This is a genomic window from Gelidibacter mesophilus DSM 14095 (assembly GCF_000423005.1).
In the GTDB taxonomy this organism is placed as follows: Bacteria; Bacteroidota; Bacteroidia; order Flavobacteriales; family Flavobacteriaceae; genus Gelidibacter; species Gelidibacter mesophilus.
On record NZ_AUHD01000012.1, the window covers coordinates 55426 to 74242 of the forward strand.

16 protein-coding genes and 2 tRNA genes are annotated in these 18817 nt (G+C 37.6%); 7 read left to right on the forward strand and 11 right to left on the reverse strand.

Annotated features, from left to right (window positions below; genetic code table 11):
- Window positions 1-164: 164 nt before the first annotated feature.
- Together G525_RS0113880 and G525_RS0113885 are read right to left on the reverse strand one after the other, a co-directional pair.
- Window positions 165-1052 carry a 3-hydroxyacyl-CoA dehydrogenase family protein gene (locus tag G525_RS0113880; protein WP_027126713.1) on the reverse strand — a complete coding sequence of 296 codons (888 nt, stop codon included), beginning with the start codon at window positions 1050-1052 and terminating at the stop codon, window positions 165-167.
- 208 nt (window positions 1053-1260) lie between these two features.
- A complete protein-coding gene (locus G525_RS0113885) occupies window positions 1261-2220 on the reverse strand; it encodes a Gfo/Idh/MocA family protein (RefSeq protein ID WP_027126714.1) in 960 nt (319 codons plus the stop codon).
- Between the two features lie 364 nt (window positions 2221-2584).
- Between G525_RS0113885 and G525_RS0113890 the strand changes: the two genes are divergently transcribed.
- Window positions 2585-3226: a protein-L-isoaspartate(D-aspartate) O-methyltransferase gene (locus G525_RS0113890; protein WP_027126715.1), complete on the forward strand. Its 642-nt coding sequence runs from the start codon at window positions 2585-2587 to the stop codon at window positions 3224-3226.
- 36 nt (window positions 3227-3262) lie between these two features.
- On the opposite strand, the gene G525_RS0113895 is transcribed toward G525_RS0113890, so the two are convergent.
- Both G525_RS0113895 and smpB read right to left on the reverse strand, forming a co-directional pair.
- Complete coding sequence (locus G525_RS0113895; RefSeq protein WP_027126716.1) at window positions 3263-5743, reverse strand: DUF5686 and carboxypeptidase regulatory-like domain-containing protein; 2481 nt, start codon at window positions 5741-5743, stop codon at window positions 3263-3265.
- 303 nt (window positions 5744-6046) lie between these two features.
- The gene (gene smpB / locus G525_RS0113900) at window positions 6047-6505 is read right to left on the reverse strand and encodes an SsrA-binding protein SmpB (RefSeq protein WP_027126717.1); all 459 of its coding nucleotides are present in this window, start codon (window positions 6503-6505) and stop codon (window positions 6047-6049) included.
- Between the two features lie 90 nt (window positions 6506-6595).
- On the opposite strand from smpB, the gene G525_RS0113905 reads away from it, so the two are divergent.
- On the forward strand, window positions 6596-7357 hold the full coding sequence (locus tag G525_RS0113905; protein ID WP_027126718.1) for a DUF6503 family protein: 762 nt from the start codon (window positions 6596-6598) through the stop codon (window positions 7355-7357).
- Here G525_RS0113905 and G525_RS0113910 read toward each other — a convergent pair.
- The 5 genes from G525_RS0113910 to clpB all read right to left on the reverse strand — a co-directional run bounded on the left by G525_RS0113910 (window position 7350) and on the right by clpB (window position 13017).
- Window positions 7350-7859, reverse strand: a complete 510-nt coding sequence (locus tag G525_RS0113910; RefSeq protein WP_027126719.1) for a SixA phosphatase family protein — start codon at window positions 7857-7859, stop codon at window positions 7350-7352. The genes G525_RS0113905 and G525_RS0113910 overlap by 8 nt on opposite strands.
- A gap of 23 nt (window positions 7860-7882) precedes the next feature.
- Complete coding sequence (deoD, locus tag G525_RS0113915; RefSeq protein WP_027126720.1) at window positions 7883-8581, reverse strand: purine-nucleoside phosphorylase; 699 nt, start codon at window positions 8579-8581, stop codon at window positions 7883-7885.
- 30 nt (window positions 8582-8611) lie between these two features.
- A complete protein-coding gene (deoC, locus tag G525_RS0113920) occupies window positions 8612-9274 on the reverse strand; it encodes a deoxyribose-phosphate aldolase (RefSeq protein WP_027126721.1) in 663 nt (220 codons plus the stop codon).
- A gap of 533 nt (window positions 9275-9807) precedes the next feature.
- A complete protein-coding gene (locus tag G525_RS21035; protein WP_051209950.1) occupies window positions 9808-10227 on the reverse strand; it encodes a hypothetical protein in 420 nt (139 codons plus the stop codon).
- Between the two features lie 177 nt (window positions 10228-10404).
- On the reverse strand, window positions 10405-13017 hold the full coding sequence (clpB, locus tag G525_RS0113930) for an ATP-dependent chaperone ClpB (protein ID WP_027126722.1): 2613 nt from the start codon (window positions 13015-13017) through the stop codon (window positions 10405-10407).
- 351 nt (window positions 13018-13368) lie between these two features.
- Here clpB and ytxJ point away from each other — a divergent pair, with 351 nt between their 5' ends.
- Window positions 13369-13776 carry a bacillithiol system redox-active protein YtxJ gene (gene ytxJ, locus G525_RS0113935; protein ID WP_027126723.1) on the forward strand — a complete coding sequence of 136 codons (408 nt, stop codon included), beginning with the start codon at window positions 13369-13371 and terminating at the stop codon, window positions 13774-13776.
- Between the two features lie 158 nt (window positions 13777-13934).
- Here ytxJ and G525_RS0113940 read toward each other — a convergent pair whose 3' ends face one another.
- Both G525_RS0113940 and G525_RS0113945 read right to left on the reverse strand, forming a co-directional pair.
- On the reverse strand, window positions 13935-14684 hold the full coding sequence (locus G525_RS0113940) for a C40 family peptidase (RefSeq protein WP_027126724.1): 750 nt from the start codon (window positions 14682-14684) through the stop codon (window positions 13935-13937).
- 102 nt (window positions 14685-14786) lie between these two features.
- Entirely contained in the window at window positions 14787-15965 is a 1179-nt protein-coding gene (locus G525_RS0113945) for an acetyl-CoA C-acyltransferase (protein ID WP_027126725.1), read from the reverse strand.
- A 130-nt stretch (window positions 15966-16095) separates the two neighbouring features.
- Here G525_RS0113945 and G525_RS0113950 point away from each other — a divergent pair, with 130 nt between their 5' ends.
- The 4 genes from G525_RS0113950 (at window position 16096) to G525_RS0113965 (ending at window position 18785) form a co-directional block, all read left to right on the forward strand.
- The gene (locus G525_RS0113950) at window positions 16096-18141 is read left to right on the forward strand and encodes an HD family phosphohydrolase (RefSeq protein ID WP_027126726.1); all 2046 of its coding nucleotides are present in this window, start codon (window positions 16096-16098) and stop codon (window positions 18139-18141) included.
- A 96-nt stretch (window positions 18142-18237) separates the two neighbouring features.
- Window positions 18238-18324: transfer RNA gene (locus tag G525_RS0113955), tRNA-Ser, on the forward strand.
- Window positions 18325-18471: 147 nt separating this feature from the next.
- Complete coding sequence (locus G525_RS21825; protein ID WP_027126727.1) at window positions 18472-18720, forward strand: GIY-YIG nuclease family protein; 249 nt, start codon at window positions 18472-18474, stop codon at window positions 18718-18720.
- A tRNA-Pro gene (locus G525_RS0113965) sits at window positions 18711-18785 on the forward strand. The genes G525_RS21825 and G525_RS0113965 overlap by 10 nt, the downstream gene beginning before the upstream one ends.
- Window positions 18786-18817: the final 32 nt, after the last annotated feature.

Consider the following 18817-nt stretch of genomic DNA (forward strand, 5'->3'; position numbering starts at 1 on the left):
TAGTCCGTAGTTATCAGACAACAGACCTAGAGTTTCGTGGTTTTACAAGAATTATGGTGGGATTGTGCAGTTGCTTAAACAACTCAAGGTTATCTTCAAATGTATACTGTGATATTTAAAAATTGGCTCCTGAAGAGGTTCTATTAAGGACAGTAAACTGCCAACTACAAAAACTGCTTCGCTACCTTCTCCGCTTTTCTGCTTTCAGAATAATCATAGAAGCCTTCACCGGATTTGACACCTAATTTTCCGGCGCTTACCATATTCACCAACAGTGGGCATGGTGCATATTTGGGGTTTTTAAAGCCATCATACATCACATTTAAAATGGAAAGGCAAATATCCAACCCAATAAAATCAGCCAATTGTAATGGTCCCATCGGGTGCGCCATTCCGAGTTTCATAACGGTGTCTATTTCCGTAACACCAGCAACACCGTTATACAGCGTTTCAATGGATTCATTGAGCATTGGCATTAAAATTCTGTTGGCTACAAAACCTGGATAATCATTAACTTCCACAGGGTCTTTTCCTAAAGTTTTTGAAAGTTCCATTATGGTTTTGGTCACTTCGTCACTTGTATTATAACCGCGGATAATTTCAACCAACTTCATGATAGGCACCGGATTCATGAAGTGCATACCAATCACTTGCTTTGGTCTAGAGGTCGCAGCGGCAATTTGGGTGATTGAGATGGAGGAGGTGTTGGATGCCAAAATGGTGTTTTTAGCACAGATATCATCCAACTGTTTGAATATTTTTAGTTTTAGATCGCAGTTTTCAGTGGCAGCCTCCACAACTAAATCTGCAGAGGCCACACCTTCGGCCATATCCGTAAAAGTGGTTATGTTGTTTAAGGTGTCTTGTTTTTGAGCTGCTGTAAGATGTGTTTTGGCAAGCATCCGATCTAAATTTTTTGTGATGGTTTCCAATCCTTTTTTTAGTGAATCTGCATGAATGTCTATTAATTGTACTTTAAAACCACTTTGAGCAAAAGTATGTGCAATACCATTTCCCATGGTTCCGGCTCCAATTACTGCTATATTTTTCATTGATAAATTATTTTTATTCTTAGACTTTCTGTCCGCGGACGGAAAGATGAACTATTGTTAGTGTTTGATTAAAAATTATGTGCTTCGAATCCACGTATGAGATTCAGGAACTTTTTGTTCGTTATGATGCCGTATTAAAAACGTAAAAGATAAAATTCGGAACATTTGCCATATTCCTTGTTCAGTCACGAAGGAAAGGACGTGCTTATTAAAACTGATCGATAATCATGGTTGCTACCCTTAAAGCTTCGGTGCCATCGTGAAGTGTAACAATTGGTGTTGTATTATCATTGATGGCGTCAGCAAAGGACTCCAGTTCTTCCAAAATAGCATTGTTGTTTGAAATATCAGGATTATCAAAATAAATTTGCTTTTTGATACCTTCCGCGTTTTGAAGGATCATATCAAAATCACCAGGAACTAACGGCGCATCTTTCATTTTGACGACCTCACATTTTTTTTCTAAAAAATCGACTGAGATGTAGGCATCCTTTTGGAAAAAGCGCGTTTTTCGCATGTTTTTCAAGGAGATTCTACTTGCCGTTAAATTGGCCACACAACCATTTACAAATTCAATACGTGCGTTGGCTATATCTGGCGTCTCACTAATAACCGACACCCCACTTGCCGAAATATTCTTCACTTTAGAATTTACCACACTCAAAATGATATCAATATCATGGATCATCAGATCCAAAACAACGGGAACATCTGTGCCTCGCGGATTAAATTCTGCCAATCGGTGACTTTCAATAAACATGGGCTTGTCAATTTGATCTTTTACAGCTTTAAAAGCTGGATTGAAACGTTCCACATGTCCCACTTGACCTTTTACATGATTTTGCGCAACTAAGGCTCTGATAGTTTCAGCTTCCTCAACTGTATTGGTAATCGGTTTCTCAATGAAGATATGTTTGCCCTTAGAAATCGCCAGTTTGGCACATTCATAATGAGACAAGGTAGGTGTCACAATATCTACAACATCAACAGCATTGATTAAGGCTTCAATGGTATTAAAATATTTATAACCAAATTCAGTTTTAATTTTTTTGGCGTTGCTTTCATCCGCATCATAAAATCCAATCAGTTCGAATTTTTCAGATTGCTGAAGAAGGCGTAAGTGAATTTTTCCAAGATGGCCAGCACCAAGAACTCCTGCTTTTAACATAAATTATACGTTTTATACAAAAATAGCTTTTTTTTGAAGCAGAAAAAAAGAAAAGAGATAGAGAAAAAAGCTGGAAGCACCAAGTCAGAAGCACCAAGCCGGAAGGTAATAAGAAGCACGAAGTGGGAAGTTAATAGCTTGAAGTGTGCTTTCCACATCCACCAGTGCAAAACCAACAAACTGAATACCGTATCAGGGGTTCTAAAGAATGAATAACAATCTATCCTTTCACATTCGAATTTCAATAAAAACAATAGATTTAAAAATTTGGAATTTGCCTGCCTGTCGGTAGACAGGGAATTTGGAATTTGATTTGTCTTTTGCTCTTTTTTGAAGTAGTTTAGCCTAAAATCTAACCACCGCTTTGAAAGATACGTTTAAACATAAGGGGTTGCGGCAGCAACTTGTTGACATTGTAAAGGATAAAGGGATTACTGATGCAAAGGTGCTTAAAGCTATCGGTAAAATTCCAAGGCATTTATTTATGGATTCTAGTTTTTTGGATCATGCCTATCAGGACAAAGCTTTTCCTATTGCCGCTGATCAGACCATTTCACAACCTTATACCGTGGCCTTTCAAACCGAACTCATGCAAATAAAACCCGGAGACAATGTTTTGGAAATAGGTACAGGTAGTGGGTATCAAACCGCTGTATTGTGCGAATTGGGCGCAAAAGTTTACAGCATTGAACGTCAGTTAGAACTTTTTAAAATTACCAGTAAATTTCTTCCTAAACTTGGGTATCGTCCTAAAAAATTAATTTTTGGAGATGGTTATAAAGGTCTAAAGGAAGAAGCGCCATTTGACAGTATTATAGTAACAGCCGGAGCGCCCTTTGTCCCAAAACCCTTGATGAGCCAGTTAAAAGTTGGTGGCCGATTGGTAATTCCTGTTGGAGACCAAGTGCAAACCATGACCTTGTTTATTAGAAATGGACTAAAGGATTTTGAAAAGCATGAATATGGCGAATTTAGGTTTGTGCCACTTTTAGAAGATAAAAATTAATTGGTCCCGTGCTTTTTAATTATTGTTGCAAATGCGCTATTCAATAATATTTAAAAATTTCAATCCAAATATAATGGCATCTCCTTGATAGCCGCTTTGGTAAGATCGTACATAATCCACACGTAAAAATCTAAATTTCTTAAATCCGATATTGTCAATCCCGATAGAAAACTCTTGATAAGGCTGTTGACTTTCGGTTGCGAACGCATGGGCACCAATCACTAAATTGTAATTGAGGTTGTTTAACAATGGCACACGACTTAGAAGAAGGCCTTTAAAATCATGTTCAGCATGCATTTCCAAGTACGAGGTGTTTGTGCTTAGGGCATAATACGGCAAATTGTTGAACACATTGATATACGTGCTTGATGTTCCAATATGAGTTTGGTTGCCATTGGGATGGTAGTAGTCCATGAATCCAATGTCTTTGGCATTAAAGAAAGTGCCTGCCTTGATATTATATTTTAATTCCCCTTTATTTCCAACGCTTAAGCTTTGGGTAACGCGCACTTTAAGTTGATCATAATTATAGCGATTTTCTGAAGCTGCCAATCCTTTTTCATACCCTAGAATAAGCGTTGGGTATTTGCTATCAGGTATATTTATTTTGCTATCTGGATAACTTAAATACTCCTGACCAAAATTAAAACGGGCATTAAGGTTGAATTTTATTAGGTTATGGGTATCAAAAGCGGGAATGCCAAATACCCCTGGAGTTAGAGGGTCGTTACTGGTATAGGCATCGTTTCTATCCGTAAAAAATACTTGATCAGTAGTATTGACTAAGGCTTTCCGGCGTTCATAAGCTAATGAACTATAGATGTTAATGCCGTTGGAAACTTCTTGCGAATAACCAATATGTGCAAAGCTCCTATCATATATTTTCATGTAATTATCCATAAAAAACAAAGAGCTCACGGAGTTTACCAGAGGAGAAATGGGTTGGGTGTCATTAAATTGTTCCGTCATAACACCTCCCGAAATTGACAGAAATGGTTTTTTGACATTGTTGAACTTGTAACCAAAAGAAGCCGTTCCTCTTAAGCGTTCATCAGAAAAACCATATTGTAAGGAGGCATTGGCCGAGAAATAACGACGGTATTCGTCCTGATTTTTCCGATAATAAAAACTTAATTTCGAGTTATAACCTTGAACGGTATTAAATTGAAAATCGGAGAGGGGCGAACTGTAGCCAACTGACCAATCTTCAAACGAATTTTTGTGATTGTAACCGAAAAGGATGTCTTGGATCTTGAATTTATTATTCTTGGCATCAATAGAATCGAGATAGGGTTTTGATTTTCTCACTATCTGAATGCTGTCTTTTAATAAATAATCACCAATTTCTTCGTCGGTTAGCGGCACTGGACGCATACTTCTCCAATAGGTGGAATCTTTTTTATTGGCTTGATCAGCAAAGGATAAAATCTCCTTTCCAAAAGACTTTTTTGTCAATTCAGTTGCAAAATTATAGTTGCTATAAATCGCAGTATAGCGTCCGTCACCTTTAAAACCAAAAAGAGAGTAGCTAAAATCGAGTCCTTGGGAAATCATGACCCAAATTTGGTCTTTATCTGAATATGAGAAATTTTGTTTGATGGTGATGACCTCTGCCGGCGGAATTTGTGCCTGAATCCCAGTAATATTCAATTCTAGGGCATAAATTGTCCATTGATTGTCCACGATATAGATGGTTCCAGAGAAAATCCGATCGTTCTCGCGTTTAGGAATTACCTTAATTTTATTGATGAGGTTTCCCTTGTCATCATAAAAAATTCCTTCTAATTTATATTTATAGTAATTAAACGCATAGTCGGCAATGGGAGATATGATCTGGTTGCCCAATTCGATCGTATTATTATAAAAATTAAAATCAACATCACTGGCCGTATTAAAACTAAATCCGTTGTTGTCACCACTCACTTTTGAAGCGATAATCTTTTCTTTTAATTTATCGGGACGCATATACTCAATTTCCGATATAGTTTCGGATAAATATAAAATACCACTTCGCGTAGAATCTAGGCCTACCATGAAATCATCCATTTCCTGTCCAAAGAATTTTTGAGGTGCATTCTTGATGCGGATTAAGCCTCTCGAATAGAAATCAGCTTTAAAGGCGTTAATTTTTTCTAGATTCACTTTTCTAGCCGCAATGGCCTTTCTCATGATGATATCGGCAGGATTTTCATCAGCTTTAATGACAACTTCATTTAATGAAATTTGTTCTTCAATAAGTGTGGCATCCAACAGATATGGGAAATGCTCAATTTCTACTTTTTTCTTCACCGTTTTATAGCCTAAAAACTGAAATACGATCGTGTAGGTGCCAGATTTAACAAGATTGAGCTCGTAGTAGCCCTCATCATTACTTGTGGTGCCGGTAAATGTGTTTTCTATATAGATATTGACAAAGGGAAGTGCCTCGTTTTTTTGGTCTGTGATGCGACCTTTTATTTGAGAAAAGGCCTGTAGGCTACTCATAACAAGCAAAAAAGCGAGTAAATTTTTAAACATAAAGTTAGGGTTCTATTTCTATAGACGCATTTAATATAGAAATGGTTGCCTATGAACATTTCAAACTTAGTTATAAAAACGTCTTGTATTTGTTATAGCAATCTTAAATAATTGAATTTCTTCAAATGAGAAATTGTTTTGTGGAATCTCTACATTACCGCAGTAAATAAGTGTTTTGGCAGCTAAGATCTACAATCGAAAAGCGGAGTGCATTAAAAATTTTATGTTTGAATAGGGTTTTCCCGATACTATTTATCATAATAAATGCAATTGAAGTAATGGAAATTGGTCTATTCTGAAGTTCTAACTATAGATTTTTTTAATCCGATCAAGATTTCTCTTGTTTTCGCGGTCTCTAATAGTATCGCGCTTGTCATATAATTTTTTTCCTTTACCTAAAGCAATTTCCACTTTGGCAAGGCCTCTGTCATTTATAAACAAGCGTAAGGGAACAATCGCATAGCCTTTGGTCTGAACATCTTTGTTGAGCGATTTTAGTTCTCTTTTGTTCAAAAGTAATTTACGTTCAGCTTTTGGTCTGTGATTGTAGTAATTTCCAAATGCATATTCTTCAATATTCATATTGATCACGAAAAGCTCTCCTTTGGCGTTAAATTCACAAAAACTTTCGGCAATAGAGGCCTTGCCGCTTCTGATGGATTTTATTTCCGTGCCTGATAAAACAATTCCTGCGGTATACTTATCCAAAATTTCATAATTGAAACGCGCTTTTCTGTTTTTTATGTTGATGTTTTTTTGCATAGGAAGCCAAAGATAAAACATTTAAGATAACTTTTGCGGAAGACGCATCCGTAATCTTTAAATTTACAAATTCATATAAAAAATTAAAATATGTTTCGGAAGTTTTTTGTTTTAGTGGTACTGGTAACCTTTTTCAATTGTAAGGAAAAAGAACAGCAAACAATTGATACGGCATCTGCTGAAGCTATCATTCAAAAATCGATAGAAGTTGCAGGAGGGCGTTTATTTGACCACTCAAATATCAGTTTTGACTTTAGAGACATCCATTATAGAGCACTTCGCGACCATGGAAAATTTCAATTGGAGCGCCATTTTAAGGATTCAATTTCTGAAATTAGAGATGTGCTGAGCAACTCCGGATTTGAACGTTATAGAAATGGGGAAAAAGTGCATCTTGTTGATTCCATCGTTTCATTATATAGTGCTTCTGTCAATTCTGTGCATTATTTTGCTGTCCTTCCATATGGTTTGGACGGGAAGGCTGTTCATAAGGAATATTTAGGTACAACAGAAATAAAAGGAAATGAGTATCATAAAATTAAAGTCACATTTTCAGAAGACGGTGGCGGTGAAGATTATGAGGATGAATTTATATATTGGATCAGCAGAGGGCGGCTGACGGTAGATTATTTAGCTTATTCCTATAAAGAGATAGACGGCCAGGGATTTCGGTTTAGAGAAGCTTTCAATGTTAGGGAGGTGAACGGCTTACGGTTTGCAGATTATAACAACTACAAACCTACCACTTCAAATATTGATTTTGTGAATATTGACGCCTTATTCATTGCGGATAAGTTGCAATTACTTTCTAGGATAGAACTTAAAAACATTACGGTAAAAGCACTTAATTAATTGTGAGCACGAGGTCAGTAGTTTTGTCGTTGCTAATCGTTACGATATAAAGGTTGCCATTGTTGGCATCATCAATATCGACATATTTCTTAGTTCCAATCACCGCATTTACAAAATCAGGAATTGTATTGCTGTGGCCTACAATCAAAACCGTTTTTCCACGCGTTGCGGTTTTAAAAGCATCATCATAACCATTGCTTACGCTATAGGTGATCATGTCCAATTGATTTTTTGCAGCTGTAGGCTGCCCTGTCTCTTTGGTCCTGTTGTAATCTGTAGAATATACGGCATCGAACGGAATGTGTTGTAGGATTTCGCTCCAATGCCTTGCTCTTTTATAACCATCCCCAGTGAGATGTGCATCTTTTTCTGAAGGATCACTTCGATCTTTTTCAGCATGTCGAATAAAATAATAGGTGGTGATTTCTGAAGAATGGTTCTTTTGGGCGAATGAATTCACCGACAATAGAACAAAACAGATCATTGCCAAATATCGTATCATGGTTTGTTTTTTAATAAATAGTATCAAGCCAATTCCAGCGCAATTTCAATCATTTCCTTAAAAGTAGTTTCTCTTTCACTTGTACTGGTGCGCTCTCCTGTAACCAATGAGTCTGAGATAGTTAAGATGCTTAGAGCATTGACGTCATGTTTGGCGGCAACTGTATAAAGTCCAGCAGTTTCCATTTCAACGCATAGAATACCAAATCTCGACCATTTTTTATAGGATTCAAAATCATCGGCATAAAACTCATCACTGGTCAAAACGTTTCCTGCCTTTAAAGAGATATTCTTGTTTTTCGCTGCTTCAATCGCTTTTTGAAAAAGGCCAAAATCGGCAGTAGGCGCAAAATCAGCACCACCAAAGCGGAGTTCATTAATTCCCGAAGTAGAAGATGCAGCCATAGCCAAGACGATATCTCTTAACTTGACATGTTCTTGGTAAGACCCAGCACTTCCAACCCTTATCAGGTTTTTCACATCATAATCTGTAATCAATTCGTGGGCATAAATGGAAATGCTAGGGACGCCCATTCCTGTGCCCATCGTTGAAACACGCTTGCCTTTATAGGTGCCCGTATATCCAAGCATGCCTCTAACATTGTTAAAGCGTTTTGGGTTTTCAAAAAATGTATTGGCAATCCATTTTGCTCTTAACGGATCCCCTGGAAGAAGAATGGTTTCAGCTATTTCTCCTTTTTTAGCTTCGATATGCACACTCATAGACGTTGGATTAATTCCTAAAGATAGAAATTAATATTTTGTTGTAGCTGATTTATCGGTCATCATTGCAACACCGGAGGATGTGCCTATCCGATCTGCGCCTGCATCAATATATTTAAGTGCAGTTTCCAGATCTTTGATGCCTCCTGAGGCTTTTATCTTCGCTTGGTCTTTTACTATTTTTTTTATGATTTTTACAGCCGTCAAAGTAGCACCACCTTTAGAGAAACCGGTTGAGGTTTTGATGTAGTCCACTTTAGCATCCAAACAGATTTCGCAAACTTTAACAATTTCATTTTTGGAAAGCTCACTTATTTCAAGGATGACCTTAAGCGGAATTTTACCAATGGCCCTCTTGACATCAGAAATATCCTTAAAAACAGCGACATAATTTTTGCTTCTTAACAAGCCCATATTTATAACCATGTCAATTTCTTCAGCTCCATCATTAATGGCATTTTTAGCCTCAAAAACTTTAGCTTCAGTAGCCATGGCGCCCAAAGGAAAACCAACAACAGTTGCAATTTTTACATTGGTTTTTGAAAGTAATTGTTTGGCCAACGCAACATAGCATCCATTGACACAAACGGCATAGAAATCATATTTTTTTGCGTCGTTGCACAAATCGATGATTTCTCTTTCAGTAGTGGTTGGCTTTAAAAGCGTATGATCAATAAATTGATTAATAGTCATAAGTGTTTTGTAGGTTAAGTGTCGTAAAACTACGACAAACGGTTATTTGTTTAGAGTTTTTTCTGTTTTTTTAGATGAACGGTAAAAAAGAAAATGCGAATTTTCATTAATCTCCTTTTTATGAGAATATTAGATGTTTTGACATTTTTTTGTTCAGCGTACCTCTGCTATACTTACGTTTGAACAGTGCAAAAAGACTACCATTAGCGGAGAAGTTGCCTACTTTTATATTATGTTTAACATTCATTTTAAATTTATTTAAAGTAACCCCCGCACGGTTGCAACCTAAGTATTTGTCTATGACAATTGGCTTGATTTTTATAGGGCCATCGAAGATTTAATACAGAATGTCAGACATAATATAGACAGTGCCATATTTAGAGAGCGTCCATCTTTTTGGACTTGCAGATAATAGGTAGAGCTAATTATAGAAGTGCAGGAAAATGATTGGGAAGTTATGGGTAACTCTCAGGATGATCACTACCGACTATGCCCCAGCTAGTAAAAAACAACCAGAAAGCCGTTTCAAGGCTTCATTTTTTAGATGATTTTGTTTTAACTTTTTCAACAACACTTTCATCGTTATTAAACAACTCATGTACCCATGCAATGGCATCACTTAAATTATTGAAGATTCCATAGGGTTTTTTATAAAAACCTTGCTCATATTCGGCATTTCTCCGCATAAGTGCGGTTTTTGGAATGATGGCAATAGCAATTAGGTTGGGAACTTTCTCCGCTTCCGGATAGATCAATGGGTTTACGCCGTAGGATTTTACGCGATTTGAAATATACGCCATCTTTTTGCCACTAAAATGCTTGTGCACTATGTCGTTTAAAAAGTCGTTGTGATGTGGTTCAATCACGACGCCTTCCCTCACTTGATTGATAATATATTCATCAAAAACAAACACTTCACAATCTTCTAAACTATAGTATTTTATGATGCCCATGTGTTCGATTTTAAAATCAATGTTTAATCTACATCTAATATAATATATGTTTTCCCAAATAAAAAAAAACAGCACTTATCTTTTGCAAGACTTGTGCTGTTCCTAACTAACCAACCAACTATTATGAAAAATCCTTACGGACTTTTTAAACGCCAACATTGAGCATGTCAACGTTTGCTATTCTTGGACTTCGTCTACCAATGCTCCTTGGTTTCTAAAGACCAATTTGTCATTAAATGAATCTAGCAGAATAATACTGTCTGTAGATATGTTTCCTGAGAGGAGCTCCTTACTCAGTTCGTTTAAGACTTCTTTTTGTATCACACGCTTTACAGGGCGTGCGCCGTACTCTGGGTTGAAGCCTTTCTCTCCTAAATACGCAGTCGCTTCCATTGTCGCATCAAAAGTAATGCCTTGCTTTGCCAACATTCTTGTTAGGCCCTTCAATTGCAAGCCTACTATTTCCAAAATGTTTTGTTTTGTCAGTGGTGTGAACATAATAATGTCGTCAATACGATTTAGGAATTCAGGGCGTACGCTTTGTTTCAATAATCCCAACACTTCAATTTTTGCGGACTCCATGGCTGATTCAATATCCTTTGTCGCTTCAAAACGCTGCTGGATAATGTCACTTCCCATATTGGAAGTCATAATGATAATCGTATTTTTGAAATCGGCAACACGACCTTTGTTATCTGTCAATCGGCCCTCATCCAAGACTTGCAATAAAATATTGAAAGTATCAGGATGGGCTTTTTCTATTTCATCAAGCAACACCACAGAATATGGTTTTCTTCTAACGGCTTCCGTTAGCTGCCCGCCTTCATCATAACCTACGTATCCTGGAGGTGCACCAATCAATCGGCTGACGCTGTGTCTTTCTTGATATTCGCTCATGTCTATTCGCGTCATTGCGCTTTCATCGTCAAAGAGATATTCTGCCAGTGCTTTTGCCAATTCGGTTTTACCAACCCCTGTGGTTCCTAAAAATAGAAAGGTTCCAATAGGCTTTTGGGCATTTTGAAGCCCAGCACGACTTCTTCTTACGGCATCACTCACAGCGACAATGGCCTCTTCCTGCCCAACCACGCGCTTGTGCAATTGTTCTTCAAGTTTTAGAAGCTTTTCTCTGTCAGATTGCAGCATTTTGGTTACCGGAATTCCCGTCCATTTGGCCACCACTTCTGCGATGTCCTCATAGGTTACTTCTTCTTTAATCAGAGAACTTCCGGATTGGTTTTCACGTAATTCCGTTTGAAGTTTCTCAAGCGTTTCTTGTGCTTCCTTTATTTTTCCATAACGAATTTCAGCTACTTTACCATAATCGCCTTCACGCTCGGCACGTTCGGCTTCCATTTTAAAATCTTCAATGTTGGATTTTGTCGTTTGGATATTGTCCACCACTTCTTTTTCGCTTTTCCATTTCGCATTGATTTCATTGCGCTCTTCTTTTAGATTGGCGAGGTCAGAGCGAAGCATCTTTAACTTGGCTTCATCTTTTTCACGTTTGATCGCTTCGATTTCAATTTCCAATTGCATGACTTTCCGGTCCAAAACGTCCAGTTCTTCTGGTTTAGAATTGATTTCCATGCGTAACTTGGAAGCGGCCTCGTCCATCAAATCAATCGCTTTGTCTGGAAGAAACCTGTTTGTTATATAGCGTTCAGACAATTCAACGGCGCCAATAATGGCTTCGTCTTTAATTCGGACTTTATGATGGGTTTCGTATTTTTCTTTAATCCCACGAAGAATAGAAATTGCGCTTTCAGTATCTGGTTCATTGACCATTACTTTTTGGAAACGGCGCTCCAAGGCTTTGTCTTTTTCAAAATACTTTTGATATTCATCAAGCGTTGTAGCTCCAATGGCCCTCAATTCACCTCTGGCCAAAGCTGGTTTTAGGATGTTTGCTGCATCCATAGCTCCTTGTCCACCACCGGCGCCAACGAGCGTGTGAATCTCGTCAATAAATAGGACAATATCTCCTTCGCTGGAAGTTACTTCCTTAATAACTGATTTTAACCGCTCTTCAAATTCGCCTTTGTACTTAGCTCCCGCGATAAGAGCGCCCATATCTAAAGCAAAAACCTGTTTGTCCTTAAGGTTCTCAGGGACGTCGCCATCTATAATGCGATGTGCCAATCCTTCAGCAATTGCCGTTTTACCAGTACCGGGTTCACCAACCAGAATCGGGTTGTTTTTGGTACGTCGGGATAGGATTTGAAGAATTCTTCTAATTTCTTCATCACGACCAATCACTGGATCCAACTTGCCGTCTTTTGCCATTTGGTTAAGGTTTTTGGCGTATTTATTCAAAGCGTTGTAGGTATCCTCTTGGCTTTGAGAGGTTACACTTTCACCTTGGCGAAGTTCTTCTATACTAGCGGTCAATGTTTTGTCAGTGACCCCTTGATCTTTGAGCATTTGTGCAATTTTACTGTTCGATTTGAAAACAGCCAAAATTAAATGTTCAATGGAGACGAAATCATCTTTCATTTTTTTTGCAATGAGGGCGGCCTCATTTAATGTTTTGTTCGCTTCTCTAGACAACATTAGGTCGCCGCCAGTAACTTTAGAATAGCTTTCAAGTTGCTTATCCAAAGTTTGTTGCAATAAGTTGACATTGACATTTAGTTTTTTAAGAAGGAACGGTAGCACGTTCTCATCCACTTCAAAAATAGCTTTGAAAATATGCTCATTTTCTATCTGTTGATGGCCGTAACTTTGCGCAAGCTGCTGAGCTTGCTGAATGGCCTCCTGTGATTTAATGGTATAATTATTAAAATTCATAATATGCTGCCCGACAAATCGGGAATCTTGTTTTATATGTTAGTACTTCTATTTTTAATTTCATCCGTACAGGAATAAAATGTAAAATGTTCGTTGTTTGTTGCGTTTCAAATATCCTACCAAGTCACAGAATGCGACAAAATGTCGGTAAAAATTAATAAGTATGCGACTTTTCGTCAGTTTGTAAGATGTTTATACTTTCGCCGACTTTACTATAAAGTTATTTAGATTTTGGGTAATAATAGGTCTGTTTAGAATAACTTTAACGCCAAAATAAATTCATAAGTGAAAAGTTTAGAGAAGACGATAATCGTCAATAAATAATAACGCCAAATATTAAAAGATACTAAAATGGGATTACTTGATAAATTATTTGCCTCCACTGGCTCAACCAACGAGTCGGATAAATCGAAACAACAAAATGTCACGCCTTGGATTGATTTGAACCAGGTTGAACAATTGGAAAACATTGCAGAAAAGTCTAAATCAAAAACACAATATATCTTTAAACACTCTACCCGTTGTGGTGTGAGTCGAATGGTTATCAGTCAATTTAAGAAAAATTATAAGCTGTCAGAAGCTGAGGCTGACCTATATTACTTGGATTTGCTGAATTATAGAGCTATTTCAGCTGAGATTGCGGAAAAATTTCAGGTGATGCATGAGTCGCCTCAATTATTGGTTATTAAGAATGGGGTGGTGGTAGCACATGACAGCCACAGTGGAATCAATACTTTGGACCTAGAAAAGTTTCTCTAATCCCTTAATATTGATTAGGGAATTCAAAAATACGCTTATAATAACAATAAGGTTATCAGTGGTTTGATACAGAAAAAGGAGCATCACATTATTGTTTTTGCTCCTTTTTATTTTAAATAAAAAAGTAACAGCAGTGTTGTTAGGCGTAATACCCTTTTTTATATGATTTTTTTAATGACCCTCAATTTATGGGTATGTATTTTAGTATCTATGTTGTAGATGCCAGAATGGTCCAGCCGATCAATGCGTACTTTTCCATGGGCATGAATGATGTAATTGTCCGGCATCATTATGCCAACATGTACAATTTGGCCTTCGCTATTGTCGAAAAACGCCAAATCACCAGGTTCGCTTTCTTCAATAAAACTTAAGGCTTCACCTTGTTTGGCTTGCTGTTCAACATTGCGAGACAATCTATAGCCATTTAGTTTGTAAACCATTTGTGTGAAACCAGAAGCATCAATGCCGAAGGGCGTTTTGCCACCCCACAAATAAGGGGCGTTCCGATATAAAAAAGCAGTTTCAATGAGGTTCGATTTTGGTTGAAGACCTTCAATGCTATTGCCGTCAAATAGATGGTTAAGAAAGCTTAACCCCGTTAGTGAAGAGCCTAGCGGAATGGTCAACAATTGGTCGTCATTGTCTTGCACAAATTCTATTAAATCAGATGATAATTTTTGAGGACATCCCATCAAAGCGCTATAATCCACTTCGGAAATTTCTAGATATTGATTGTTGTCAATCCACCCTTCACAGCGGTCAAAGTCCAAACGGACCTTACTCCATTTTTTTCGTTTTTCAATAACCTTAAAAACATCGCCATATAACACCTGAGAAACTAATTCCGAAATGTCAGAGGGTTCTATTCTTAAGGGGACGATGCTTAAATTGGCAATTCCGTATGGCATAGAAATGAAATTATCTATTTATTATTTTTATGGATTATTGAATAATTAAATAGAAATCTGTAATTTAAAAATAGGGTCACTAAGAAAGATTTTATCGATAAATTAAACGCGCTCAATCACAATTGCAGATGCACCTCCGCCACCATTACAGATTGCGGCAGCACCAATTTTAGCATTGTTTTGCTCTAATACATTTAATAAAGTAATAATAATTCTAACCCCAGAACAACCTAACGGATGTCCTAAAGAAACAGCGCCACCATTCACGTTTACGTTATGATCATTCAGACCTAAAATTTTCATATTTGCCAATCCAACCACGGAAAATGCTTCGTTAAACTCAAAAAAGTCAACATCATTTATTGAAACACCAGCCTTGTTCAATGCTTTAGGCAAAGCTTTCGCAGGTGCAGTGGTAAACCATTTTGGCTCTTGTGCAGCATCAGCATAACTTTTTATAATGGCCAATGGTTTTAAACCGAGTTCGTCAGCCTTTTCCCTGCTCATTAAAACTACAGCACCGGCACCATCATTAATAGTTGAAGAGTTGGCCGCGGTAGCGGTTCCGTCTTTCGTGAATGCAGGTCTCAATGACGGAATCTTGTCGATCTTTACATTCGTATATTCTTCGTCCTTGAAAACAACAATAGCATCTCCACGACGCTGCGGTACTTCTACAGGCACTACTTCATTATCGAATTTTCCAGCTTCCCAAGCGGCCGCTGATCTTTCATAAGATTGAACAGCAAATGCGTCCTGATCTGCTCTGCTGAACTTATATTCTGTGGCACATGCGTCTGCACAAACACCCATGGCGTTGTCATCATAGGCATCTACCAAGCCGTCTTTTTGCATCCCATCAATCAATGTGGCTGGTCCAAATTTTGTTCCATTTCTCGCATGTAAATAATGAGGAATCATGCTCATGTTTTCCATCCCTCCAGCAACGATCACATCCGCATCACCTAGCGCTATCGCTTGGGCTGCCTGCATCACTGCTTTCATTCCTGAAGCACATACTTTATTAACTGTTGTGCAAGGCACGGTATCAGGAATACCAGCGTAGATAGCTGCTTGACGAGCTGGCGCTTGTCCTGTTCCTGCTTGCACTACATTTCCCATAATCACTTCTTGAACTAGTTCAGGTTTCAGGTTGATTTTATCCAATGCCCCTTTAATGGCAATGGCTCCTAATTTTGGAGCAGGAATTGTGGATAAAGCTCCTAAAAAACTACCGATTGGTGTTCTTGCTGCAGATACAATGACTACTTCTTTACTCATCTTTATAGGGTTTTGATTTGATTGACGCAAAATTAAACATTTTTTAATTGATTTTGGAATGAAACCTGACGTTAAACCAACAAGTCCCTTTATAATTTATTACTTTTGAAAGACAATTGAGACGACTTTGATGAAAAACATTATAAACAAGTGGTACAAGAATCATTCACTTATTTACAAAATTCTCCTGTTTATAGGAACTACTTTTTTAATTGTTTACCTCTTTCCAAAAAGTGGGAAATTTAAATACAGTTTTGATAAGAACAAACCATGGCAATCTGAAAATCTCTACGCACCTTTTGATTTCGCCATTCAGAAATCACCGGAGGAATTAGAAAAGGAAAAATCTGCAATTGTAGAAAATAGTTCTGTTTATTTTGATATTAATGAGGAGATAAAAGATTTTGTATTTGATGATTACAATAAGAAGTTCAACGCTACTTTTAATGATTCTCTGGGACGAAAAAAGACGGAGCTATTCAAAATCGGGAAAACAGTTCTGTCAGAGATCTACAGGAATGGTGTTCTAGAAGAAGACTATAATTACCCTAATGATAAGAACGTTGTTTTGCTGGATGGACAAAACCAAATAGCCACCACCACGTATTCTGAACTTTCTAAATTGGATGCTTTTAGGAGGCATTTGGAGAAGCAGCTTGAGGAGAACGGCAATGTCAAGTTTAAGTCGGTTTTTGTGTCCTTATTTTTTGATTTGATTGAACCCAATTTAAAGGTCAATAAATCGATTACTAAAAATGCATTGGATGAGGAATTGGATAAAATATCTACAACCCGCGGAAATATTGAGAGAGAAACCCTAATTATTTCTAAGGGAGAGTTGGTTGAAGGTCATAAATATGATATTTTGAAATCCTTGGAATCAGAATACGAATCACAGGTTTGGAGTTCTTCAAACTATACATGGGTCGTGGTTTCCTACTCCATTTTAGTGGCATTGACCTTGTTGATGTTGTTGTTGTTTTTGAGAAAATACAGGATTGAAGTCTTTTTGGATAATACTAAAGTGACTTTCATCTTTTTTAATATTTTATTAATGGTCTTGCTGACCACGCTTATTGTGAGTTACAATACCAAGTATGTTTACGTGGTGCCGCTTTGTGTGCTTCCACTGGTTTTAAAGGCGTTTTTTGATGCGCGATTAGGCTTGTTTACTCATGTTTTGACCGTGTTACTGCTTGGCTTTATTGTGCCAAACAGTTATGAATATATGTTTTTGCAGATTATTGCGGGTATTGTAACCATTCTCACGGTATCTGAATTATATAAACGCGCTAATTTATTTATTTCAGTAGGACAAATCACGCTTATTTATATCATAACCTATTTTGCGTTTTTCGTTATTCATGAGGGCAGTATTGTTAATCTGAGCTATGAAGCTTTTGGAATGTTCATTTTATGTGGACTCGCCACGTTGTTTGTGCAGCCTCTAATCTATATTTACGAACGATTATTCGGATTGGTCTCAGATGTATCGCTTTTGGAGCTTTCTGACACCAATGCTAAATTGTTAAAGGAACTGTCCAATAAGGCGCCAGGAACATTTCACCATAGTTTGAATGTTGCCAATTTAGCTGAAGCTTCTGCTAACGAAATAGGAGCGAATGCCATGTTGGTTAGGGTAGGGGCACTTTACCATGACATTGGCAAAATGAAAAATCCTACCTACTTCACGGAAAACCAATCGACCGGCATCAATCCGCATGATGAATTGTCGGCACGAGAAAGTGCAAAGATTATATTTGATCATGTTCTTGATGGCATTGAAATAGCGAAGAAGTATAACTTGCCAGATCGGGTTATTGATTTTATCAGGACGCACCATGGCACCAGTGTGGTGTATTATTTTTATATGAAGGAAAAGGAAATTGATATTGAGACGGACGAAATTGATTTCCGTTATCCAGGTCCAAAACCTTTTAGTAAGGAAACCGCAATTTTAATGATGTGCGATAGTGTAGAGGCAGCTTCAAAAAGTTTAAAGGATCCTTCGTCAACCAAAATCAATCATTTTGTTGAGAATATTATTAATAAACAAATGGAAGACGGACAGTTTTTAAATGCCAATATTACTTTCAAAGAAATTGAATCCATCAAGAAAATACTAAAAAATAAATTAGCTAACATCTTCCATCTCAGGATAGAATATCCGGAATAAAAAATTAAGCAGAAAAAGTTCAAAAAATAGTTGCTTTGTTTGGAATGAAAGGCTAGATTTGCATCCGCATTTAAAGGATGTTCTTTTAAATATATTGGAGAGGTGCCTGAGCGGCCGAAAGGACTTGTTTGCTAAACAAGCGTACCCTTGCGGGTACCCGGGGTTCGAATCCCCGTCTCTCCGCAATTTTTTAGATAACCAATTCGGGGTGTATCACGCTAAGGCGTGACAGGTCTACCCCGGCCTGCCAAAACAAAGGCATGGTTATCGCGCCGCGTTTGGGATGCGGAGGTCGTCACGCTTGAGGCGTGACCACCAAAGATAAAAATTATGGATTATACGGTTTACATATTGTATAGCCAAAAACGTTCAAGATATTATATCGGTCAAACGGATGATATCGAAAAAAGATTTGTAAGACACAATAAAAGTTTGGTTCCATCAACTAAAACTGGTTCACCGTGGAATTTGGTTTTTACTCAAAAGGTAGAAAACAGATCGGAAGCGCTAATTTTAGAGAAAAAAATTAAAAAACGAGGAACCAAAAGATATTTTGAAGATAACCAATTCGGGGTGTAGCGTAGCCCGGTTATCGCGCCGCGTTTGGGACGCGGAGGTCGCAGGTTCGAATCCTGCCACCCCGACAAATTATAGTATCAATCTATAACAAAAACCT

What these genes read in the sequence shown, in the direction of transcription:
- deoC (WP_027126721.1), bottom strand. Translation starts at nt 9,274, where the DNA reads ATGACTATTAATCAATTTATTGATCATACGCTTTTAAAGCCAACCACT.
- G525_RS0113905 (WP_027126718.1), top strand. Translation starts at nt 6,596, where the DNA reads ATGTTTCGGAAGTTTTTTGTTTTAGTGGTACTGGTAACCTTTTTCAAT.
- deoD (WP_027126720.1), bottom strand. Translation starts at nt 8,581, where the DNA reads ATGAGTGTGCATATCGAAGCTAAAAAAGGAGAAATAGCTGAAACCATT.
- smpB (WP_027126717.1), bottom strand. Translation starts at nt 6,505, where the DNA reads ATGCAAAAAAACATCAACATAAAAAACAGAAAAGCGCGTTTCAATTAT.
- G525_RS21825 (WP_027126727.1), top strand. Translation starts at nt 18,472, where the DNA reads ATGGATTATACGGTTTACATATTGTATAGCCAAAAACGTTCAAGATAT.
- G525_RS0113950 (WP_027126726.1), top strand. Translation starts at nt 16,096, where the DNA reads ATGAAAAACATTATAAACAAGTGGTACAAGAATCATTCACTTATTTAC.
- G525_RS0113910 (WP_027126719.1), bottom strand. Translation starts at nt 7,859, where the DNA reads ATGATACGATATTTGGCAATGATCTGTTTTGTTCTATTGTCGGTGAAT.
- clpB (WP_027126722.1), bottom strand. Translation starts at nt 13,017, where the DNA reads ATGAATTTTAATAATTATACCATTAAATCACAGGAGGCCATTCAGCAA.
- G525_RS0113940 (WP_027126724.1), bottom strand. Translation starts at nt 14,684, where the DNA reads ATGCCATACGGAATTGCCAATTTAAGCATCGTCCCCTTAAGAATAGAA.
- ytxJ (WP_027126723.1), top strand. Translation starts at nt 13,369, where the DNA reads ATGGGATTACTTGATAAATTATTTGCCTCCACTGGCTCAACCAACGAG.
- G525_RS0113895 (WP_027126716.1), bottom strand. Translation starts at nt 5,743, where the DNA reads ATGTTTAAAAATTTACTCGCTTTTTTGCTTGTTATGAGTAGCCTACAG.
- G525_RS0113945 (WP_027126725.1), bottom strand. Translation starts at nt 15,965, where the DNA reads ATGAGTAAAGAAGTAGTCATTGTATCTGCAGCAAGAACACCAATCGGT.
- G525_RS0113885 (WP_027126714.1), bottom strand. Translation starts at nt 2,220, where the DNA reads ATGTTAAAAGCAGGAGTTCTTGGTGCTGGCCATCTTGGAAAAATTCAC.
- G525_RS0113880 (WP_027126713.1), bottom strand. Translation starts at nt 1,052, where the DNA reads ATGAAAAATATAGCAGTAATTGGAGCCGGAACCATGGGAAATGGTATT.
- G525_RS21035 (WP_051209950.1), bottom strand. Translation starts at nt 10,227, where the DNA reads ATGGGCATCATAAAATACTATAGTTTAGAAGATTGTGAAGTGTTTGTT.